The sequence below is a fragment of the Clostridium sp. CS1-1 genome, assembly GCF_056135525.1.
Genome location: NZ_CM148680.1, coordinates 2,715,820 through 2,735,593, shown reverse-complemented (window position 1 = coordinate 2,735,593; position 19,774 = coordinate 2,715,820). Strand labels below are relative to the sequence as shown.

Below are 19,774 nucleotides of genomic sequence, written 5' to 3'. Positions count from 1 at the left end.
CTATGTATGCTCCCCGCTAAGTAGATTTTATAACAGTATTCTACACTGTTTCTACTTAACGGGGCTCTCTTCATGCTAGAAAATATCCTTTTTCAAAATTTAATTAATCAAGGGATTTAATTTTATTTTTTAAACCAAACGCAAAGTATGCTATAGTTAGTAAAGCTAGCCATACTACTCCAACTATCAAGCATATCAAATTATCAATAGATGAGCACATTACTATAACAACGAATAGTATAAATGCTAGACATATATAGTTTCCATATGGATAAAATGGCATAGGGAATTTTAGTTTCTTTACTCTTTCAACACCAATGATTTTTCTATATTTCATCTGAACAAATATTATAACAGCCCATGCGAATATTCCTATAGCTGTTGAAACGCTAGTAACAATACCAAATGCTTTTGCTGGAAGCAAGAAGTTAAGAGCAACTCCCACTAACATGCAAGCTGATGAGGTCCAGAGGGCATTAAAAGGAACCCCTGATTTACTAATCTTAGAGAAAGATTTTGGTGCTACCCCTTGTAAAGATAGATTGTAGAGCATACGGCTTGAAGTATATATTCCAGAGTTACATGAAGATGCTGCTGCTGTTAGCACAACGAAATTTATAATACCAGCTGCTGCCACTATACCTAATCTGCTGAATGTCATAACAAACGGACTTCCTATTGTTCCTAATTGATTCCATGGATAAAGTGACATAACTACAAATAATGCTCCTAAATAGAATATTAAGATTCTATAGAAAACCTTATTTATAGCTGATGGAATAACTTTATCAGGATTCTTTGCTTCACCTGCTGTTATACCAATAAGTTCAACACCTAAGAATGCAAATGTAACCATTACTAGAGCCTTAGCAGCTCCTCCTAAGCCAAATGGAAGGAATCCACCATTAGTCCAAAGATTTGAAATACCTATTGGTTTGCCTCCATTACCAATTCCGAAAACGATTAAAAGTATACCTACTATAATCATAACTATTATAGTAACAACCTTAATAATTGCAAACCAGAATTCAAATTCACCATATAGTTTAACAGCAATCATGTTTACTATAGTCATTGCACCAATTGCTATCAAGGCAGACAACCATGCAGGGAATGTTGGCACCCAGAAGTGAACGTAAACACCAATAGCTGTTATTTCTGCCATACAAATAGTAACCCACATAAGCCAGTAGGACCATCCAGTCAAATACCCAAAGAAAGGACTGATGTACTTATTGGCATAAGCACTAAATGAACCTGCAACAGGTTCTTCAACGGCAACCTCGCCTAAAGCACGCATAATAAAAAATATTACAATACCACCAAGTGCATAAGATAAAAGTAAACCTGGACCAGCCATTTTAATAGCTGTTGCTGATCCTAAGAATAAGCCTACGCCGATTGTTCCTCCAATAGCAATTAACTGAATATGTCTTTCCTCAAGACCACGCTCGAGCTCTTCATGTTTCGGAGTACCATTATTATCGCTCATTTTAACCCCCCTTAATAAATTTGATTTTACTTTACGTCTTTTAATAGAATAGTCTTATGCTGCTCAATTTCAAGATGTTTTTAAGGTTTTGCAACACCTCCTGAAATCATAATTCAAATTCAAGAAAATTCTAACTTATATAAAGATTATACTATCATTTCCATAAAAATACAACTAATTAAATATCTGTTAATTATTTAATAATTCAAATATTATTTTTAATGATATTTTATTAAAATGTTAATAGTCACTTAATAATAAATAGAAATTCACATGAATTATGTGAGGTTGGAGAATAGTATAATGACTGTTACGCAAATAAAGTAGAATAAAGTTAGATTGCAAGAAACATAATTATAATATATATGGTACATTGTAATTGTGTTTTTAAATTTGTAACAGTTTATGAGGTTTTAAATTATGAAGAATAAAGGGAAAGTAAAAATCATTATAATAATATTTGCCTATCTAACTATAGTGTTTAATACTATGGTTAGAGGGCATCCAGAGATTATTGAAAAGTATTATTCTAATTCTCTCAATAAGGTAACAAGACAATCACTAAGTTTTATTACAAGTATTTTTCCATTTTCTGTAGCTGAATTTTTAGTGTTTTTTCTCCTAATTGTTTTGCTGATGCTCTTAATAACACTTATTATTAAAATTAAAAAAGGTGGTTTTTTTGAGCAATCGATAAACGTTACATTGTATTTAGCATCCTTATATGTTCTATTTATGCTATTATGGGGTTTTAACTATAATAGATTACCCTTTGATAAAATAGCAGGACTTAAGATACAGAAGTCCTCAGAAAAAGAACTTTATAATTTATGTGATAGTCTTATAAAAAGAACTAATATTTTAAGAGAAAAAGTAAAAGAAAATTCTCAAGGAGTAATGACAATTCCTGGTGGATATAGAGATACTCTACAGCGTGCCATCAAAGGATATGAAAAAGCTTCTGCGATTTATCCAGAGCTAAGTGGTAAATACGGGCCGCCAAAACCAATATTACTATCTAAAAAAATGAGTTATACAGGAATTACAGGCATTTATATGCCTTATACAGGGGAGCCTAATGTTAATACTAACATACCAGATTTTGATATTGCGTTTACCGCAGCCCATGAAATGGCGCATCAAAGAGGTTTTGCCAGGGAAGATGAAGCTAATTATATTGCTTATTTAGCCTGTACAATGCATCCAGATGTGGACTTTCAATATTCAGGATTAATACTTGCACTTATTAATTCTATGAATGCCTTGGCTGAAAAGAATATAGAAGAATATAAGCAATTGACCGAAAAATATTCCAAGGGAGTAAAACGAGATCTTGTATATAATGATAATTTTTGGTCCCGGTATGAAGGTAAGGTTCAAGAGTCTGCTAATAATGTTAACAATAGTTATTTGAAATCTAATGGTGAAGAAGAGGGAGTAGAGAGTTATGGAAAAATGGTTGATTTACTGCTAGCTGAATATAGAAAGTAAAAAGGTCTATTAGCAAATTCAATGCTAGTGGACCTTTTTATTTACAATTAAAAATCTTTAATAGAAAGATCTTTATGAAAATATTTACAAGAACAAAAACAAATCGTTAACAATTTGTTTTCGGGATGCTGACAAAATCTGCTTTGCAGTATCTTGAGTCAATACTTAATGTTATAGGATCATTCTTAGTTTGATATTATAAAGTAGTCAGTTTATCCGGATCATCATAGTTAGTATCTAGAGGAGTTTCTAAATATTCAGTTCCGTCAGGAAGACCAAGTACATAGTGAAAAGTATTTTCGCTTGGATAAGAAAAATGGTCATAATTATTAGCATATGTACCTATAAGTAGCCAGCCTTGTTCTAAACGCCTATTTACATCGCTCATAATAGTTAAATCTTCAACTTTTTTAATAGTACTTAAATCCATAAAAATCACCTCCCAAGTTTAATTTTTATAATTGTGCATCAAATTCTTCTATGAACAATTCTTAGTTCCTATAATTATTGTTAGTATAATCAAGCATTTTATTTAATGAAATATAAAAATATATAGTAATATTTCTCTTGACCGCCGATTTTAGTATAAAATCACTTGAAAAATTTATTTTATGTTAATACGGACTAGATTTAGAAAAAATATGTTGTTTTTTCACTTAATTCGTGATAAAATACAGAATTGTAGTCCCTGCTGTGAAAAATCACAGCCGTCAGTCCAAGGGGAGGAGGTGAAATCTAATGAGAAAGTATGAAACTATATTCATATTACACCCTTCATTAGACGAAGAAGCTTTTAAAGCTAGCGTTGAAAAATTTAAGGGCGTAATAGAAAATGGTGGAGGAGTAATCGAAAACGTTGATTTTTGGGGTAAGAGAAAACTTGCTTATGAAATAAACAAAGTTAACGAAGGATATTACACTCTAGTAAACTTTACTGCTAACCCTGAATTACCAAAAGAGTTAGACAGAGTTTTCAGAATATCAGATGCTGTTGTAAGACACATAATAGTTAAGAATGAAAATTAGGTGGTGTTTTAATTGAATAAAGTTGTTCTAATTGGAAGATTAACCAAGGATCCAGAGTTAAAATTTACTCCAGGGTCTGGTACAGCTGTTGCCACCTTTACAATTGCCGTTGATAGAAAATTTTCTAAAGACGGACAAAAAGAAGCCGACTTTATTCCTATAGTAGTATGGGGAAAACAGGCTGAATCTACAGCAAACTATATGAGTAAAGGAAAACTTATAGGTATTAGCGGTAGAATTCAAACAAGAAGTTATGATGCCAAAGACGGTAGCAAAAGATATGTCACTGAGGTTATTGCAGAAGAAGTTCAGTTCCTTGAATGGGGAAGTGAGAATAAGTCTGCAGCACCATCATTCAATGACAATCATTCTGGAAGATTTGGTAATGAAGAAACATCATATGGACAGGATATAACTCCAGTAGATGATGGAGATATCCCATTCTAGAGAGGTAAGGAGGGATAAGCATGGCAGATAGAGAAGGCGGAAGAAGAAATTCAGCTAAAATGAGAAGAGCAAGAAAAAAAGTTTGTGCTTTTTGCATGGATAAAGTTGAATTTATAGATTACAAAGATATAAATAAACTAAGAAAATATGTTACTGAAAGAGGAAAGATTCTTCCAAGAAGAATTTCCGGTACTTGCGCTAAGCATCAAAGATCAGTTACTGATGCTATAAAGAGAGCAAGAAACATAGCATTATTACCATTTACAACTGAGTAAAGCAAAAGCTGAAGAATATACGTTGGATATTCTTCGGCTTTTTTTATTTAGCATGAATTTAAAACTTTTTTCCATGAGAAATATGATGGTAGATATTTAAAATAAAGGGTTTCAGTAAGAGCTATGATAGAAGCAGAACTAATGATATTACATAATGTGATAGTATGCTTGAAAATCACAAAAATTGTTGAAAATTAAAGCCTTATATGGTAATATGTTTATGGTTTATATTACTTAAAATTAAATTATATGGAAACGATGAAGAGCTTTCTGTAAATGGGTACCTTGAAAGCTTTGAGTTAATGGTGCAACCGGCCTGTATTTATTGCACAGACGTCATAATAATGTCTGTTAAAATTCAGGCCTTTTTTAATACTATATATTCGAAGGGGGGAATATTGATGTAGTTACCTGCATCATATAAGGTTTATGGGAAAGTTAGGCTTTAAAATACTAAAAAGAGTAGGGTTAATATTTGTTATTTCAATGATTATACTGTTTACAACTAATTTATTTATCTTTAGGCATGTATTTTTAAAGATACAAGAAAATGTGGCAAGCTGTGCTAGTAAAGCAGTGAGTTCTATTGATGGTGATAAGGTAGACAAGGTTATAAAAAGTAAGTCTATGGACAGTAAGGAATATAAAGAAATAAAGGATTCTCTCATGACGTATAAAAATGATACAGATGTAAAATTTTTGTATATTTTAGGAAAGGGAGAAGATGACAGTGCTTACACTTTAGTGGATGCAAATATAAAGGAAAGTGACGATATTGGAGAAAAGTACGATTTAGAAAAAGAAATGTCTGAGGCATTTGGAGGAAAAATAACTTATTCAAAAAACCCTGTAGAAGATAGAGATGGTGTACTTATATCTGGATATGCACCTATAAAAAACTCTTCAGATGAGATTATAGCTATTGTAGGAGCAGATATAGATGTACATCTACATACATATACCAAAAAGATTATGTATGTAAGTCTTATAGCTACAGCTTTTATTATATCCATCTTAACTGCCTTAATGAGTTTTCACTTATCAAAGAAAATATCATTAAATGTAGGTAAAATTAAACATGGACTTGATAGAATGTCTAAAGGGGACTTAACAGCTCCAATAAGTGTTAAATGTGGAGACGAAATTGAGGATATCGCTCTATATATTGATAAAGTTAGGATGGATATTAAAAAAATTATTGAAGATATAGGGGTAACCTCAAATAGAGTAAGTCGGCAGACAGAAAATCTATCAGCAATATCAGAAGAACTAGCAGTTGGTTCCGAATCGGTTGCTGAATCCATTGAAGATGGTGCAAGAAACTTAAGTGTACAGTCGGAACAAATGTCAGTTATAAGTAATATATTAGATAACTTCGGAGGGAAAGTTAATCAAATTTCATCATTGGCTGAGAGGTTAAATTCTGAGGTTGAGATTATAAATAATAAAGCACAGGAAAGTGATAAGGACTTAGTCAATTTTGAAGAATCAATTAAAGATGTAAATATATCTTTTGATGATGTAAGAGATAAAATAAAAGGCTTTAGTATACACTTAAACGAAATCAGTAAAATAACCAATATCATAAATGGTATTGCAGATCAAACGGAGTTACTTGCTCTAAACGCGGCTATTGAGGCTGCAAGTGCTGGAGAAAAAGGAAAGGGATTCTCAGTGGTTGCAGAAGAAATAAGGAAACTAGCAGAACAATCAAAGAACTCAGCACAGAACATAACTTCTTTGATAGAAGTTGTCTTACGTGAGGGGGATTTGATTACTGAGACATCAGATGATATGAACGATAAGCTTAATAATCAGATGATAAAGCTTGGTAGGTCTACAGATAGTCTTAAGACAGTTATAAGCTATATAGAAGGAATTTTTCCTAAAATTAGTGATATACACAATAACATAATTGTCATTAATGAAGAAAAGCAAAAGATAATTGAAGATACTAAAGACATATCTTCTGCATCAGGGAATATTTTATATTCTGTAGAAGAAATATCAGCCTCTTCTCAAGAGATAAGTGCTTCTTCGCAACAAATAGCAAGTTCAGCTGAGCAGTTAACTGATATAACAGAGCGAATGGTAAAATATATAGATAGATTTCAAATTTATGAAGATAAGTAGAGTGTAATGTAGCGCTACCAAAGGTTTTATCAGATATAGAAGCTAAAGCATAAACATAGCTGATTGTATGGATGGGAAACTATAAATTTAATGAAAAATAATAGACAATATATTATATGAGCCTGTATCCTAAGCTGGATTCAGGCTTTTGGCTTTGCACTTAGTTAACTCCTTTATTCAAGAAAGAAAAGTAAAATATTATTAAAAATTGTCAAATATGGTATAATTACATAGAGGTGATAACTGTGGAAAATATAAAAATTTTAGTAGTTGAAGATGATGAAGAAATTAATAGTTTAATATCTAAAGCTTTGATAAGAGATGGGTATGAAGTTACCTCAGTTTTTGATGGTAAAAAGGCATTAGAGGAATTCGAAAGTAATAAGTTCAATATTGTATTATTGGATATAATGCTTCCTTATGTTGATGGTATAGAGGTTATGAGAAGGATAAGAGAAAAGAGTACCGTACCTATACTCATACTATCAGCAAAAGGAGAGGAAACAGACAAAATCATAGGTTTAGGGCTTGGTGCAGATGATTATATGACTAAACCTTTTTCAGTGGCTGAATTGATAGCTAGAGTAAAAGCTCAGCTAAGAAGATGTATGTATTTTGATACTGAAAAGAAGAAGGAAAACATTATAGTACAAGGAAATATAAGCTTTAATTTAGAAAAATATGTAGTTACAAAGGGCGAGCAAGAGATTAATCTTACAGCTAAGGAAATGGAGATATTGAAGCTGTTTTTTGAAAATCCAAATAAAGTTTTTACGAAGGTTCAGATTTTTAATAGCGTATGGGGAGAAGAGTATATAGGAGATGATAACACCGTAATGGTTCATATAAGAAGACTTAGGAGCAAAATAGAAGATAACCCTAATGAACCTAAGTATATATTAACAGTTTGGGGTATTGGATATAAGTTAGGTGATGGAAAATGATATATATTCCTTTAATTGTAATAATAGTATTTCTTATTGGGATTATAATTAATCAAAACAGAAAGCTTTTTAATATATCAGAAATTATAAGTGAAATTGTGTTAGGAAATTTTAATCAAAGAGTTAGATTACAGAACCATAATAAGGCTGTTAGTAAATTGGTTATTAATTTAAATATGCTTATTGATGAATTTCAAAAGGTATTAAATTTAAATAAAAATTATGAAGAAGATAGAAAAAAGATGATTTCTAATATTTCACATGATTTAAGAACTCCTTTAACTTCGTTACTGGGATATGTAGAATTCATTAAAGATCGCAATATAAATGAAGGGGAGAAAAAAGAATATATAGAAATCATAGAGAAAAAAGGTAATAATTTAAAAGATTTAATGGAAGAGTTTTTTCAGTTATCTAAGATTGAATCCAATGATTCAAAGCTAGAAATTAAAAGAGTTAACCTGTCAGAGATAATAAGACAAAATGTAATCTTATTTTACAGTGATTTCATTCAGCATGGTATAGAGCCTGTATTTAATATTCCAGATAAAGATATCTACGCTTTAGGAGATGAAAAAGCAATAAATAGGATTTTAAATAATTTGGTTTCTAATAGCTTAAAGTATGGTTTAGATGGCAAGATTATAGGGATTGATGTGAAGCAATATAAGGATAAGGTGTATATTAATGTTTGGGATAAAGGTAAGGGAATACCTAAAGAGGATATTAACTATGTTTTTGAAAGATTATATACTGCTGAAAAATCAAGAAATAGAAAATTACAAGGCAGTGGAATAGGACTTACTATAGTTAAGAAACTAGTAGAAAAACAAAATGGTGAAATTGAAGTAACTAGTATACCGTACCAAAAGACGACCTTTTCTTTTTCGCTGCCTATAGATAAAACCAATAAAGTAGTGACTTAAGATCAGTATTAATATGGGCATATCTTCCCATCTATTAATAATCTTTAGTTATCTGTAAGGCTCGGCATCTAAGAAAGTTAATAATATATTCCGGGGGGATAAGTCTAGGTTTGGATTTGAGGCGGATTTGCTTAGTTGTATTTAAGAAATTTGTAAGAAATCAGTAAATGGATTGTAAGGATTATGCTTTATATTAAGAGTATAGTCCTTTTGCTTATTAAAATTTAATTTGGAGGTAACGAAGACGTGGAGCATATATTAAAAACTTATAATTTAACTAAAACCTATAAAAATATTAATGTTGTAGATAACTTAAATATGACGATAAATAAAGGTGAAATATACGGATTTTTGGGTGAAAATGGAGCAGGAAAAACTACTACTTTAAAAATGGTAATGAGACTTATAAATTCTTCAAAGGGAGAGTTTGAGTTGTTCGGTGAAAGCCATTTTCCAAGAGATATTTATGGGAAGATTGGAGCTATAATAGAAACACCTGGGTTTTATCCTAATCTTACAGCAGAAGAAAATTTAGAGATACACAGAAGAATGATGGGTATAGAAAATAAGGAATATATAAAAGAGGCTTTAGATATTGTTGGATTAGATCTAAAGGAAATAAAAAAGAAAACCATAAAGAAGTTTTCACTAGGAATGAAGCAGCGATTAGGACTCGCTAGAGCTATACTTCACAAACCAGAGTTTATTATATTAGATGAACCAACAAATGGACTAGATCCTCTGGGGATAAAATCCATTAGAGAAACATTAATTGATCTATGTAAAAAGAGAGAGATAACTATTCTTATATCTAGTCATATATTAGGAGAAATTCAACAGCTAGCAACAAAGATTGGAATAATCCATAGAGGTGAACTGCTGGAAGAAATAGAGTATTCAGAAATGCAAAAGAGAAATAGGCATTATGTAAATATAAGAGTAAAGGATGATAAAAAGGCAGCTGTTATTTTAGAAAAAGAGTTGGGTATATTTGATTATAAAATATCGGAAGGAAATATTATAAGGGTCTATGAAAAATTAGATAAGACGTCTGAAATATCAAAGGTTTTAATAAATAATAATGTTGATGTAGAAGAATTAAATGTTAAGGTGGATACTCTTGAAGATTATTTTGTAAAACTTACTGGAGGGGTTAAAAATGCTTAATATGATATATTGTGAATTTTTAAAGATTAAAAGACTAAGGTTTTTTCCAACATTGCTTGGAGTATGTGCTATCTTTCCGTTACTGTTTTTGGTTCAAGAAAATAATGGAATTATTCTAAACTGGAATAAATATATGTTTAGAGAGCAGATAAGCTCATCTTTTACTTTTATTCTTGTATTTGTAGTTGTAGCAGCATCTTTAGTTTCAAGAGAATTTACAGATAATACGGCCAGAGAGTTGTACTCATATCCTACAACTAGAACTAAAATATTTATGAGTAAAATTATTGTAACTATAATTATTATAGCTGCAGTTTATATATTTAAGTTTTGTTTAACTATAGTTTTAGGGTTAACTGTACCTCATGAAAACTTAACTAATAATATAATTTTCACTTACTTAAAAGTAAATTTCTATATAATAATGTTTCAATCAGCTCTAGTACCTATTACTGTACTTATCGCATCTTTAAGTAGAAATTTAATAGTCCCAATTATATATGGTGTTTCTCTTTGGATATTAGACGTAGTTGCATTTAATTTAGACAACGAATATTTCTTTGTTATACCATCAACTTTAACTATGATTCCAGTGGTACCCCTTGATAAATACAATAGTACAGAACCAATAACTGCTAGTATGGTTATTATTCCACAAGTAAGTATTTTAGCAGGGGTAATTACTTTTGCAGTAGGAATAGCTTTATGTGTATTATATTATAAAAAGGCAGATATAGCTTAACTAAAAAAAGAAAAAGAGCTTGGTGTTAGTTATCAATACCAAGCTCTTTAAAAATATTACATTTAGTTTTTAAAATTTAGTCTTAATATCAGTCTTTTTTATGTGTTTTTTTATTATGTTTAACTCCAGAATTATTAGCCTTCTTTTCCTTCTCTTGCTGGCTTGAAACAGAAGGATCTTTTTTTTCACTCATAGTAATTGTTACCTCCTAAAATAAGAATTTATTCTTAATATCACCTTATTATTTTGTTTAATATTCAAATTATAATTCTATGAAATTAATAGCAAAAGACCATATTTAGATTTTACGATACTCTCACCATATTTTTATATGGTCTACTAATCATAAATCTATGATATTTGGATGTTAGTAATATATTGTTCACTAACGAAGCTTATAACAATGGCTATCTTTTGATGGGGACACTGAATAGATATGTTCCAACAGAGAAAAAATATAATACAGATTATATTAAACTTAAAAAAATTTACACATACTCATTGACTTTAAGTCAATGAGTGCTATACTATATTTATAGATTGACTTGTAGTCAATGGAGTTTTATAAATGAGGTGATAAAATTGGCAAGAAAGGTTGATGATTCCGAGTTTGTCAAAGAGTATGATATTAAGGAACACAAGCTTATGGCAATGGAAGAAGAAAAACGCCAGCGTATTATAGATGCGGCACTGAAGGAATTTTCAAAAGGTTATATGGCAGCGAATACGGATGTCATTGTGAAAGAAGCGGGAATATCAAAAGGACTGATATTTCATTACTTTGGGTCTAAAAGGGGACTTTTCCTGTTTCTCATAAAATATGCCTTGGACATTTGTATTAGTGAGTTTGAAAATGTTATTTCAGAAAAATATGACTTTCTTGAAAATCTCAGGATTGTAGCAAAACTGAAGGCGGATCTTTACTTTCAATACCCGCTTGTATTTGGGTTTATAGTGAAAGCATATTCTTCAATTAAAGAAGTTTTTCCAGAAGGGATGCCGGGAGATTTGCTGAATTCGTCCCATATGGGTATGCAGCAAATCTACCAAAGATCAAATAATGACAAAACGCTATTCAAGGAAGGCATTGACAGTGAAAAGGCGAAAAACATCATTTTATGGACGGCAAATGGCCTCACGGACAGCCTGTTTCGATATGGCGATGACATCGAGGCATACAAGGCACATTATGATGAAATGGCAAAAGAAATTGAAGAGTATATGCAAACTCTTCGTAAAATCCTGTATCAATGAAGGGAGGAAAATGAATATGTTTATTGATGTTATAAACTTAAAGAAAAGCTACTCATCAGGCGTAGTTAAAACTGAAGTTTTGAAGGGAATCGAAATGAAACTTAATAAGGGAGAAATTGGTGTCATCCTCGGGCCATCAGGCTCGGGGAAATCTACACTGATGAATATCCTCGGCGGTATTGACCGCGGCGATAGTGGCAAAGTCTCCGTTGACGGGGTTGAGATAAACAATTTGAGTGACGATAAACTGACGGATTACAGACGTGGTGACATCGGTTTTGTGTTCCAATTCTATAACCTGGTTCCAAACCTTACAGTTGGGGAAAACATTGAAGTTGTTTCCAACATAAGCAAATCACCTCTGAATACTGATGAAGTTTTATCGGCGGTAGGAATGAGGGATAAAAAACACCGCTTTCCAAGGGAGCTTTCCGGTGGTGAGCAGCAACGGGTGTCTATCGCCAGAGCTATCGTTAAAAATCCGAAGCTGTTACTTTGCGACGAGCCGACTGGTGCACTCGATTTTCATACGTCACGCAGCATCCTGGAGCTTCTGCAGCAGGTAAACAGAAAATATGGGACAACCATTTTGATGATAACCCACAATGCCGCCATTGCCGCTATGGCGAACAGGGTGTTCAAGGTACGCAGCGGTGAAATCGTAGAAGAATTGGTGAATGAGAGAACTATTTCGGCGGAAAGGATTGAATGGTAATGGTGATTAACAATAGAATCAAACGTGTTTTGCTCGAAAACAAAGCACAGTATATCGGCTCCATTCTACTGATTATTTTCAGCTGCTTTCTATTTGTAAACTTGCTTATGGTAAGTAACAATTTAAAACGTCTTATGAATGAATATGAAAGAGGATATGTGCAGGAAGATGCCTCTTTTACAACAGACAAAAGCATTGACAATTTACAGGAGCTTGAGCTTGCTGCAGACGCAGTAATAGAAGAAGGTAGTACTTTCGATCATGTGCTTTCAGAAGGGGTAACGCTGCGCATCTTCACCAAGAATGATAAGATCAATATTCCCGCCCTCTTTGAGGGTAAAGAGTTAAGCGGCAGCGGAGATATACTGCTGAACCCGACTTTTGCCACTGCACAAAAAGTTAAAATTGGTGATGTACTGACGATACTTAATAAGAAGTTTAGGGTTACCGGCTTTATGGCGATACCGAATTATATTTATCCACTGAAATCGGAAACAGACCTCATGTATTCGCCGAAGAACTTCGGCATTGCAGTCATAAGCCGTGGGGATTTCACTGCGCTCGGTAAAGGAAGTAATTTCTATGCGGTAAAATTTAACCATCCTGAAGATAGCCCTCGCGCTCAGTCTACAAAATTCATAGAATTGCTTAAGAAACACGGTATTGGTATCCTGCAATGGACAGATATAGGTGTTAATATTAGGGTTAGTGGTGCCGCTGCGAAGTTTGACTCTGCCAGTCTTATGGGAAGGGTAATGCCTACTGCGGTTTTATTGTTAACCGCTATTTTACTCAGCAACGTCATTGGGCGGATAATTAAGCGCGAATCAGTGATTGTCGGCGCATTGTATGCGTTAGGGTATAGAAGAAGGGAAATCTATCGCCATTATTTGAAATTCCCGCTTGTGATTGCCCTAATCGGAGGTGTCATTGGAACGATCTTAGGACTATTTACTGTACGTCCAATGCTGTTAGTTTATTTTCAGCTATTCGAAATACCGATGACTGGAATCGACTATAGCTTGACCGTAATAATCATAAGCCTTTTCCTTCCGGTTTTATTCCTTGGATTAAGTAGCTTGTTTGTCATAGGTCAAGAGCTTAAACATTCGCCAGTTGATCTGATGAAAGGGAATAAAGAGAAGAGTAAGGTCAATTTTCTAGAACGTATGTTCAAACTTGAAAAACTCAAATTCTCTACAAAGTTCAAAATAAGGGAACAACTCCGAAGTCTGTCCCGGCTTACTTTGCTGCTGGCTGGCTGCGCCACAGCGACATTGCTTCTGCTCTTCGGTTTTTTTCTTAAAAGTGGTATGAATTATTTTCTTACAACTGAACTAAAAAACGCACAAAATTACCAGTACGAATATGTGTTTGAAAGTCTACGCACAGAGCCAGCTCCAGCGGGCTCCGAACCTTTCGCGGTATCGAAGTTTCTGCTGGAGGGCGATGATAATAAAGTTTTTCACGTCGCTGGGGTTCTGCCGGATTCTAAAATATCAACAGTTGTAGATGAATCCGGAACCAGATTGAGTATGGATCAGGTCATTATAACGAAGCCAATTGCCGATAAACTGAAGGTAAAGCAGGGAGACAGGATAAACATCGTCAGAAAATCGGACTATCAGGAATTTTCGCTGAAGGTTGGCAGCATCGCAGATTCATATAACATGTCTATCTTTATGCCGCTCGCGGAGTATAACGAGAAGTTTGGGATGCCACAAGGAAGCTATAACGAGCTTTTCAGTAATGAACCGCTGGATATTCCGGAAAACGAGCAGCATTACGCATTGTCGATAGAAGATAAGATCGCTGCGATAAAGAGTAGTATGGCGCCTTTGGCGGCACTGGTTGGTTTCATTTCGGTGTTAGCGTTTATAATCGGATTGATTATAATCTATATTGTAACCTCTATGATCATTGAAGAAAACAAGAGCACTATTTCGCTGATGAAGATTTTCGGATATAGGAAGAAGGAAGTGAATTCCTTGATTCTTAACAGCTCAATGATTGTCGTCGCGATTGGGTATATCATTGGAATACTGCTCAGTTTTGCAGCAGTGGGAGGATTGTTGAAAGCACTTGAAAACAGCGCTACTTTTTCAATGCCTGTTATGATCGATCCGATTTACATTGGAGTTGGATTTGTTGTTGTAATGCTCTCCTTTGAGTTTTCGAAGTTGCTTTGCAAGAAAAAGCTCAATGCAGTTTCCCTGAGCGAAGCATTAAAAGCAGGAACGGAATAGAAAAATATTTATATCTTCACTCTTTGAGGCTGCAGCCATAATATTGCGGCCTCAAACATTGAACTATAACTTTTATATACAATGTGTAATGCTAGAGATTATGATATAAAAGGCGATTGTAGTTAATTCATATTTCTCTCATTTAACGGCACAACTGAAAAATTCATAAAAATACTGTATTATTCAAATATGAATTTTGCAGTGTTTTTGTCTTACATGTGGAAACTGTAATTTAATGTTTACTAATTTAAAAAAGATTATTAAAAGACGAATAGCAATAACAGATTGCTATTGCTATTACATTTCAGTTTACTTTTTCCTGTGTAAGTTTAAGGGTGGTTGTTCAAGCCATTTATTTTTGATTAGTAAATCGGCTCCATCGTCGGTATAAAGGCCTACTTCTACTATAATTTTTGCATACATAGTGGATAAATCATGTCTCTGACTTTGCGCTAAGGACAAACCGTAATTAGCTATACCAAAAGCATTTAGAAACACAGTATGGTTAAGCATGAGTCGTTCAGATAGTGGTGGTTCCGAACCTGAAAAAGGTAATATCTCTGACTCAAGTGAACAAGGAGGATTAATACCGTCATTAAGTAACTTTTCAGAAAATAATTTTATATATCCATCTGAAATTTTTTTTCCTCTTAAAAAATATTCTTGAATTTCCTTTGATTTTGAGACCTGACTAAATCCCATCATAAGTGCTTTTCCAAGAGTATTGCTTATTGTATTATTGAAAAGCTGTTTAACCTCAAGTGAAGATAAATTTCTTATCTCTCCAAATACGCCTGCAAAGAAATGTTTATCTTCAATAAATTCCACATGATTTGGAACATTAATATACGGTGGCTTTGAATAAATACCTTTAGAAATCAGAATATCAATTACTTGTTGATGGACTTTCACAAGTTCATTAAGACGTTTATTAAATAAATTTCTAATATCATCACGACTAGATTCAGTATACGCTAAAGCAAAATTACTTAAAGCAAACTTTGCCATTTCCTCACCATATAAAATATAAAACTTATCAGAAAACAATCTTGGGGTATTAGTGTTTACATCTTCTGCTATTGTACCTCTTGGAACTGGCAGCTCTTCATTTTTAAAAATCGTACTATACTCGTCTAGGTGTTGCTTAATTGAGCAATGGCTGTAGTCTAGATATTCCTTAATCTCTTTATCTTCTATGTTGCTTAAAAAGTATGAAATCAGATGATATATTAGCGAGTCGAAAACATAGCTGTTCCATAGATGACTAATTTCAGCAGAAGTTAGTTTGTTATTTTCAGAATACAATTATATTCCTCCTTTATATCTACAGTAAATAGACTGTTATACTTCATTCATAGTATTTACTACTTTGATAGATACTATGATTATTAATAGGTATTGAAAGGATTTTGATCGAAAGTTAAAGTGTATTTTAATTCCTCCAAATTAATGTTTGGGGGATTTTTTATTAAGGTAGGGGGAGGATATTAGCGTTGGCCTAAATTTTATAAAGCCTTACTCGTGCAATATATTTAAACTAAAAAACAAAAATTATTTTTCAAAACGATATTGACCGAATCGGTTTATAGTAATATAATTATATCAACATAAACCGATTCGGTTTATAAACTTAAAGAGGTGAGTTCTATGGAGAAATTTTTAAATTTACCTGAAGATAAACAAAAGACAATTATAGACGCTGCACTTAAATCTTTTGGTACAAATGGATATAAAAAAACCTCAGTAAATGACATCGCTGTTGCTGCTGGAATTTCGAAAGCAATGGTCTTTCATTACTTTGGTACAAAAAAAGCCTTGTATTTTTATTTAATTGAGTTATGCGGCAATATTATTATGAAGGAAGTTGAGGAAAAGTTTGATTATACAGTCACTGATTTCTTTGAAAGAATTAAGCTTTCATCTAATATTGAGCTCGCGATTATGAAAAAACACCCTGCAATCCCATCCTTTTTGACAAGTGCATATTTTGAAACGGATGAAGAGGTAAAAAAAGACAAAGAATCCATTTTAGCCAAGGGTGAAGGTTTTAGAAATAAAATTGCCTTTGATGGTACGGACTATTCAAGATTTAAGGAAGGCGTTGACCCAAAGCTCGTTATGAAAATGCTTGTTTGGCTCACTGATGGGTATATAAATCAAGTATCTGATAAGACAGAAATTGATTATGAAGTTTTTCTTAAAGAATTTGAGGAATGCATAAATTTACTTAGAAACAATTTTTATAAGGAGGAATATGTATGAGTTTATATGTACTAGGCTTTCAAGAGATTGATAAATCAAAACTTCCAATAGTAGGCGGTAAAGGTGCTAACCTTGGGGAACTGTCTAAAATTGAGGGGATACGTGTTCCAGATGGCTTTTGCATAACTACTGAAGCATATAAAAAGATTGTCGAGAATAATCCAGCATTCAATTCATTGATTGATCAATTATCTTTTTTAAAGGTAGATGATAGAGAAAAAGTTGGAGAACTCAGCAAAAGGATTCGAGATGTTATCGAAGGAATATCAATTTCAAAGGATATTGTAGAAGAAGTAACAAAATATGTTTCAAAGCTTGGTGAAAAAAATGCCTATGCCGTACGTTCAAGTGCTACAGCAGAGGATTTGCCGCTGGCTTCCTTTGCAGGACAACAGGATACCTATTTGAACATTATGGGAAAGGATGAGATTCTGAAGCATATCAGAAGGTGCTGGGCATCACTCTATACAGACAGAGCAGTAATTTACCGTATACAGAATAACTTTGACCATCGTAAGGTCTATTTATCCGTGGTAATACAAAAGATGGTTTTCCCACAAGCTTCAGGAATAATGTTTACTGCAGATCCTATTACCTCTAATAGAAAGGTTGCATCCATCGATGCAAGCTTTGGTCTTGGTGAAGCACTTGTATCTGGTTTAGTGAATCCAGATATTTATAAGGTTAGAGAAGGCAGGATACTAGACAAAAAGATATCAACTAAAAAACTAGCCATCTATGCACTAGAGAAGGGTGGTACAGAGGAAAAGGAGATTGAGGCTACAAAACAGAATACGCAGACCCTTTTGGATGAGAAAATTATACAGCTAACGAACATGGGAAGAAAGATCGAGGCCTACTTTGGCTGTCCACAAGACATAGAATGGTGCCTTTATGAAGATAACTTCTATATTGTTCAGAGCAGACCTATTACTACATTATATCCTATACCACCAGAAACTAAGGATGGGAAGAATCATGTGTATATCTCCTTTGGACACAGACAGATGATGACTGAAGCTATGAAACCACTAGGAATGTCATTCTTTCAGACTTTATTCAAACAGATGGTTAGCTCTACAATGAGTGAGATGGGTGGAAGGCTGTATATAGATGCATCTCGTGAACTTTCTTCACCGCTTGGCAGGAAGACTTTTATCAAAGGTCTCGATACGGTGGATGTTCTAATGAAGAATGCGCTTATTAATCTGGCGAAACGAAAGGATTTTATCAAAACTCTGCATAGAGGAAAGAAAGACATGGTGCCAAAATCATTGTTGTTGAAATGGTTAAAGCTTACCATAAAGGACTATAGGGCAAATGACCCAGCCATAGTTGAAAGTCTGATGAATGACAATAAGGCTCTACTACTTGAATTGGAGCAAAGTAGTACTAAAGTTTCGGGAGATGAGTTGTTTGATTTTATTCTAAAGAGTATGACGCAAATCAAGAATTCTATTTTTGATAGCTATGGAGTGGTTTTTGCGGGAGCCTATGCCTCTTACTGGATAAATAAAAATATTGAGAAATGGCTAGGTGAAAAGAATGTAGCAGATACCCTTGCTCAATCTGTATCTAATAATGTCACATCAGAAATGGGACTTGAACTTCTAGATGTTGCAGATGTGGTAAGGCAGTATCCGAAAATAGTTGAATATTTTCAGAATCCAAAGGAAGAAACTTTTTTTGATGATTTGGCTAAGATAGAAGGAGGATTAGCTGTTATTGATTCAATTAAAGCATTTCTTAAGAAGTATGGTATGCGTTGTTCAGCAGAAATTGATATAACTAGGACAAGATGGAATGAAAATCCAACCATACTTGTTCCAGCAATTCTAAGCAATATAAAAGCTTTTGGGCCAAATGCACACAGTGTAAAATTTAAGCAGGGACTTAAGGATGCAAGAGAGAAGGAGCAAGAAATCCTCAGTCGTCTTGAGAAATTGTCAGGTGGAAAAAGAAAAGCCAAGAAGGCAAAGAAAGCGATTAGTGTTTTACGTAACTATGCTGGTTATCGTGAATTTAATAAGTATATTTTAATATGGTTTGACTGGATCATAAAACAGGCATTTATGAGAGAAGCTGATGTCTTGGTTCAGAAAGGCACAATACGTGATAGAGAGGATATTTACTATCTAACTTTTGATGAACTTAGAAATGTAGTTAAGACAAATCGATTAGATTACAATATCATAACTAAGAGAAAAGAAGACTATGAAGTCTTCGAAAAGCTTACACCACCTCGAGTGATAACATCTGAGGGAGAGATTATAACTGGTGAGTACAATACTGATAAGATACCTGAGGGCGCATTAGCAGGAGTACCGGTTTCATCAGGTGTTGTTGAAGGACGTGCAAGGATTGTTTTGAAAATGGAGGATGCGAATATAGAAGAAGGAGATATCTTAGTTACAACATTTACTGATCCTAGTTGGACTCCGCTCTTTGTATCAATTAAAGGTTTGGTTACTGAAGTAGGAGGGATGATGACCCATGGAGCCGTTGTTGCAAGAGAATATGGTCTGCCTGCAGTAGTAAGTGTTGAGAATGCTACAAAATTGATTAAAGATGGACAGAGAATAAGGATCAATGGAAAAGAAGGATACGTTGAAATCCTGTAATGGACAAGTTTGAAATATACAATTATAAAAGAG

At 33.3% G+C, this 19,774-nt stretch carries 17 protein-coding genes and 1 riboswitch; of the genes, 14 read left to right on the top strand and 3 right to left on the bottom strand.

Features of this window, described 5'->3' with window-relative positions; all coding sequences use genetic code 11:
• Positions 1-103 precede the first annotated feature (103 nt).
• Positions 104-1,492: an amino acid permease gene (locus AC0N0V_RS12940; RefSeq protein ID WP_474458362.1), complete on the bottom strand. Its 1,389-nt coding sequence runs from the start codon at positions 1,490-1,492 to the stop codon at positions 104-106.
• Between the two features lie 420 nt (positions 1,493-1,912).
• Between AC0N0V_RS12940 and AC0N0V_RS12935 the strand changes: the two genes are divergently transcribed.
• Positions 1,913-2,983 (top strand): DUF3810 domain-containing protein, encoded by a 1,071-nt coding sequence (locus AC0N0V_RS12935; RefSeq protein WP_474458360.1) that lies wholly within the window; start codon positions 1,913-1,915, stop codon positions 2,981-2,983.
• A 196-nt stretch (positions 2,984-3,179) separates the two neighbouring features.
• On the opposite strand, the gene AC0N0V_RS12930 is transcribed toward AC0N0V_RS12935, so the two are convergent.
• Entirely contained in the window at positions 3,180-3,413 is a 234-nt protein-coding gene (locus AC0N0V_RS12930) for a hypothetical protein (RefSeq protein WP_474458358.1), read from the bottom strand.
• A 308-nt stretch (positions 3,414-3,721) separates the two neighbouring features.
• Here AC0N0V_RS12930 and rpsF point away from each other — a divergent pair, with 308 nt between their 5' ends.
• From rpsF to AC0N0V_RS12875, 11 genes are all read left to right on the top strand, one after another.
• Entirely contained in the window at positions 3,722-4,009 is a 288-nt protein-coding gene (rpsF, locus tag AC0N0V_RS12925; RefSeq protein WP_474458357.1) for a 30S ribosomal protein S6, read from the top strand.
• A gap of 12 nt (positions 4,010-4,021) precedes the next feature.
• Positions 4,022-4,456, top strand: coding sequence for a single-stranded DNA-binding protein (locus AC0N0V_RS12920; RefSeq protein ID WP_474458355.1), 435 nt, complete (start codon positions 4,022-4,024; stop codon positions 4,454-4,456).
• A gap of 20 nt (positions 4,457-4,476) precedes the next feature.
• On the top strand, positions 4,477-4,731 hold the full coding sequence (rpsR, locus tag AC0N0V_RS12915; protein WP_474458354.1) for a 30S ribosomal protein S18: 255 nt from the start codon (positions 4,477-4,479) through the stop codon (positions 4,729-4,731).
• A gap of 242 nt (positions 4,732-4,973) precedes the next feature.
• Positions 4,974-5,056: riboswitch (cyclic di-GMP riboswitch) on the top strand.
• A gap of 104 nt (positions 5,057-5,160) precedes the next feature.
• On the top strand, positions 5,161-6,864 hold the full coding sequence (locus tag AC0N0V_RS12910) for a methyl-accepting chemotaxis protein (RefSeq protein WP_474458352.1): 1,704 nt from the start codon (positions 5,161-5,163) through the stop codon (positions 6,862-6,864).
• Positions 6,865-7,109: 245 nt separating this feature from the next.
• Entirely contained in the window at positions 7,110-7,808 is a 699-nt protein-coding gene (locus AC0N0V_RS12905; RefSeq protein WP_474458350.1) for a response regulator transcription factor, read from the top strand.
• Positions 7,805-8,734 carry a sensor histidine kinase gene (locus tag AC0N0V_RS12900; RefSeq protein WP_474458348.1) on the top strand — a complete coding sequence of 310 codons (930 nt, stop codon included), beginning with the start codon at positions 7,805-7,807 and terminating at the stop codon, positions 8,732-8,734. The genes AC0N0V_RS12905 and AC0N0V_RS12900 overlap by 4 nt, the downstream gene beginning before the upstream one ends.
• Before the next feature lie 246 nt (positions 8,735-8,980).
• Positions 8,981-9,901, top strand: coding sequence for an ATP-binding cassette domain-containing protein (locus AC0N0V_RS12895; RefSeq protein ID WP_474458347.1), 921 nt, complete (start codon positions 8,981-8,983; stop codon positions 9,899-9,901).
• Positions 9,894-10,643, top strand: coding sequence for an ABC transporter permease (locus tag AC0N0V_RS12890; protein ID WP_474458346.1), 750 nt, complete (start codon positions 9,894-9,896; stop codon positions 10,641-10,643). Before AC0N0V_RS12895 ends, AC0N0V_RS12890 begins: the two co-directional genes overlap by 8 nt.
• A gap of 582 nt (positions 10,644-11,225) precedes the next feature.
• On the top strand, positions 11,226-11,897 hold the full coding sequence (locus tag AC0N0V_RS12885; protein WP_474458345.1) for a TetR/AcrR family transcriptional regulator: 672 nt from the start codon (positions 11,226-11,228) through the stop codon (positions 11,895-11,897).
• A gap of 16 nt (positions 11,898-11,913) precedes the next feature.
• A complete protein-coding gene (locus AC0N0V_RS12880) occupies positions 11,914-12,612 on the top strand; it encodes an ABC transporter ATP-binding protein (protein WP_474458343.1) in 699 nt (232 codons plus the stop codon).
• Entirely contained in the window at positions 12,606-14,858 is a 2,253-nt protein-coding gene (locus AC0N0V_RS12875) for an ABC transporter permease (RefSeq protein WP_474458341.1), read from the top strand. Before AC0N0V_RS12880 ends, AC0N0V_RS12875 begins: the two co-directional genes overlap by 7 nt.
• 309 nt (positions 14,859-15,167) lie before the next feature.
• On the opposite strand, the gene AC0N0V_RS12870 is transcribed toward AC0N0V_RS12875, so the two are convergent.
• The gene (locus tag AC0N0V_RS12870; protein ID WP_474458339.1) at positions 15,168-16,163 is read right to left on the bottom strand and encodes a DUF3231 family protein; all 996 of its coding nucleotides are present in this window, start codon (positions 16,161-16,163) and stop codon (positions 15,168-15,170) included.
• 342 nt (positions 16,164-16,505) lie between these two features.
• Between AC0N0V_RS12870 and AC0N0V_RS12865 the strand changes: the two genes are divergently transcribed.
• Complete coding sequence (locus tag AC0N0V_RS12865; protein WP_474458338.1) at positions 16,506-17,120, top strand: TetR/AcrR family transcriptional regulator; 615 nt, start codon at positions 16,506-16,508, stop codon at positions 17,118-17,120.
• The gene (ppsA, locus tag AC0N0V_RS12860; RefSeq protein ID WP_474458337.1) at positions 17,117-19,741 is read left to right on the top strand and encodes a phosphoenolpyruvate synthase; all 2,625 of its coding nucleotides are present in this window, start codon (positions 17,117-17,119) and stop codon (positions 19,739-19,741) included. Before AC0N0V_RS12865 ends, ppsA begins: the two co-directional genes overlap by 4 nt.
• Positions 19,742-19,774: the final 33 nt, after the last annotated feature.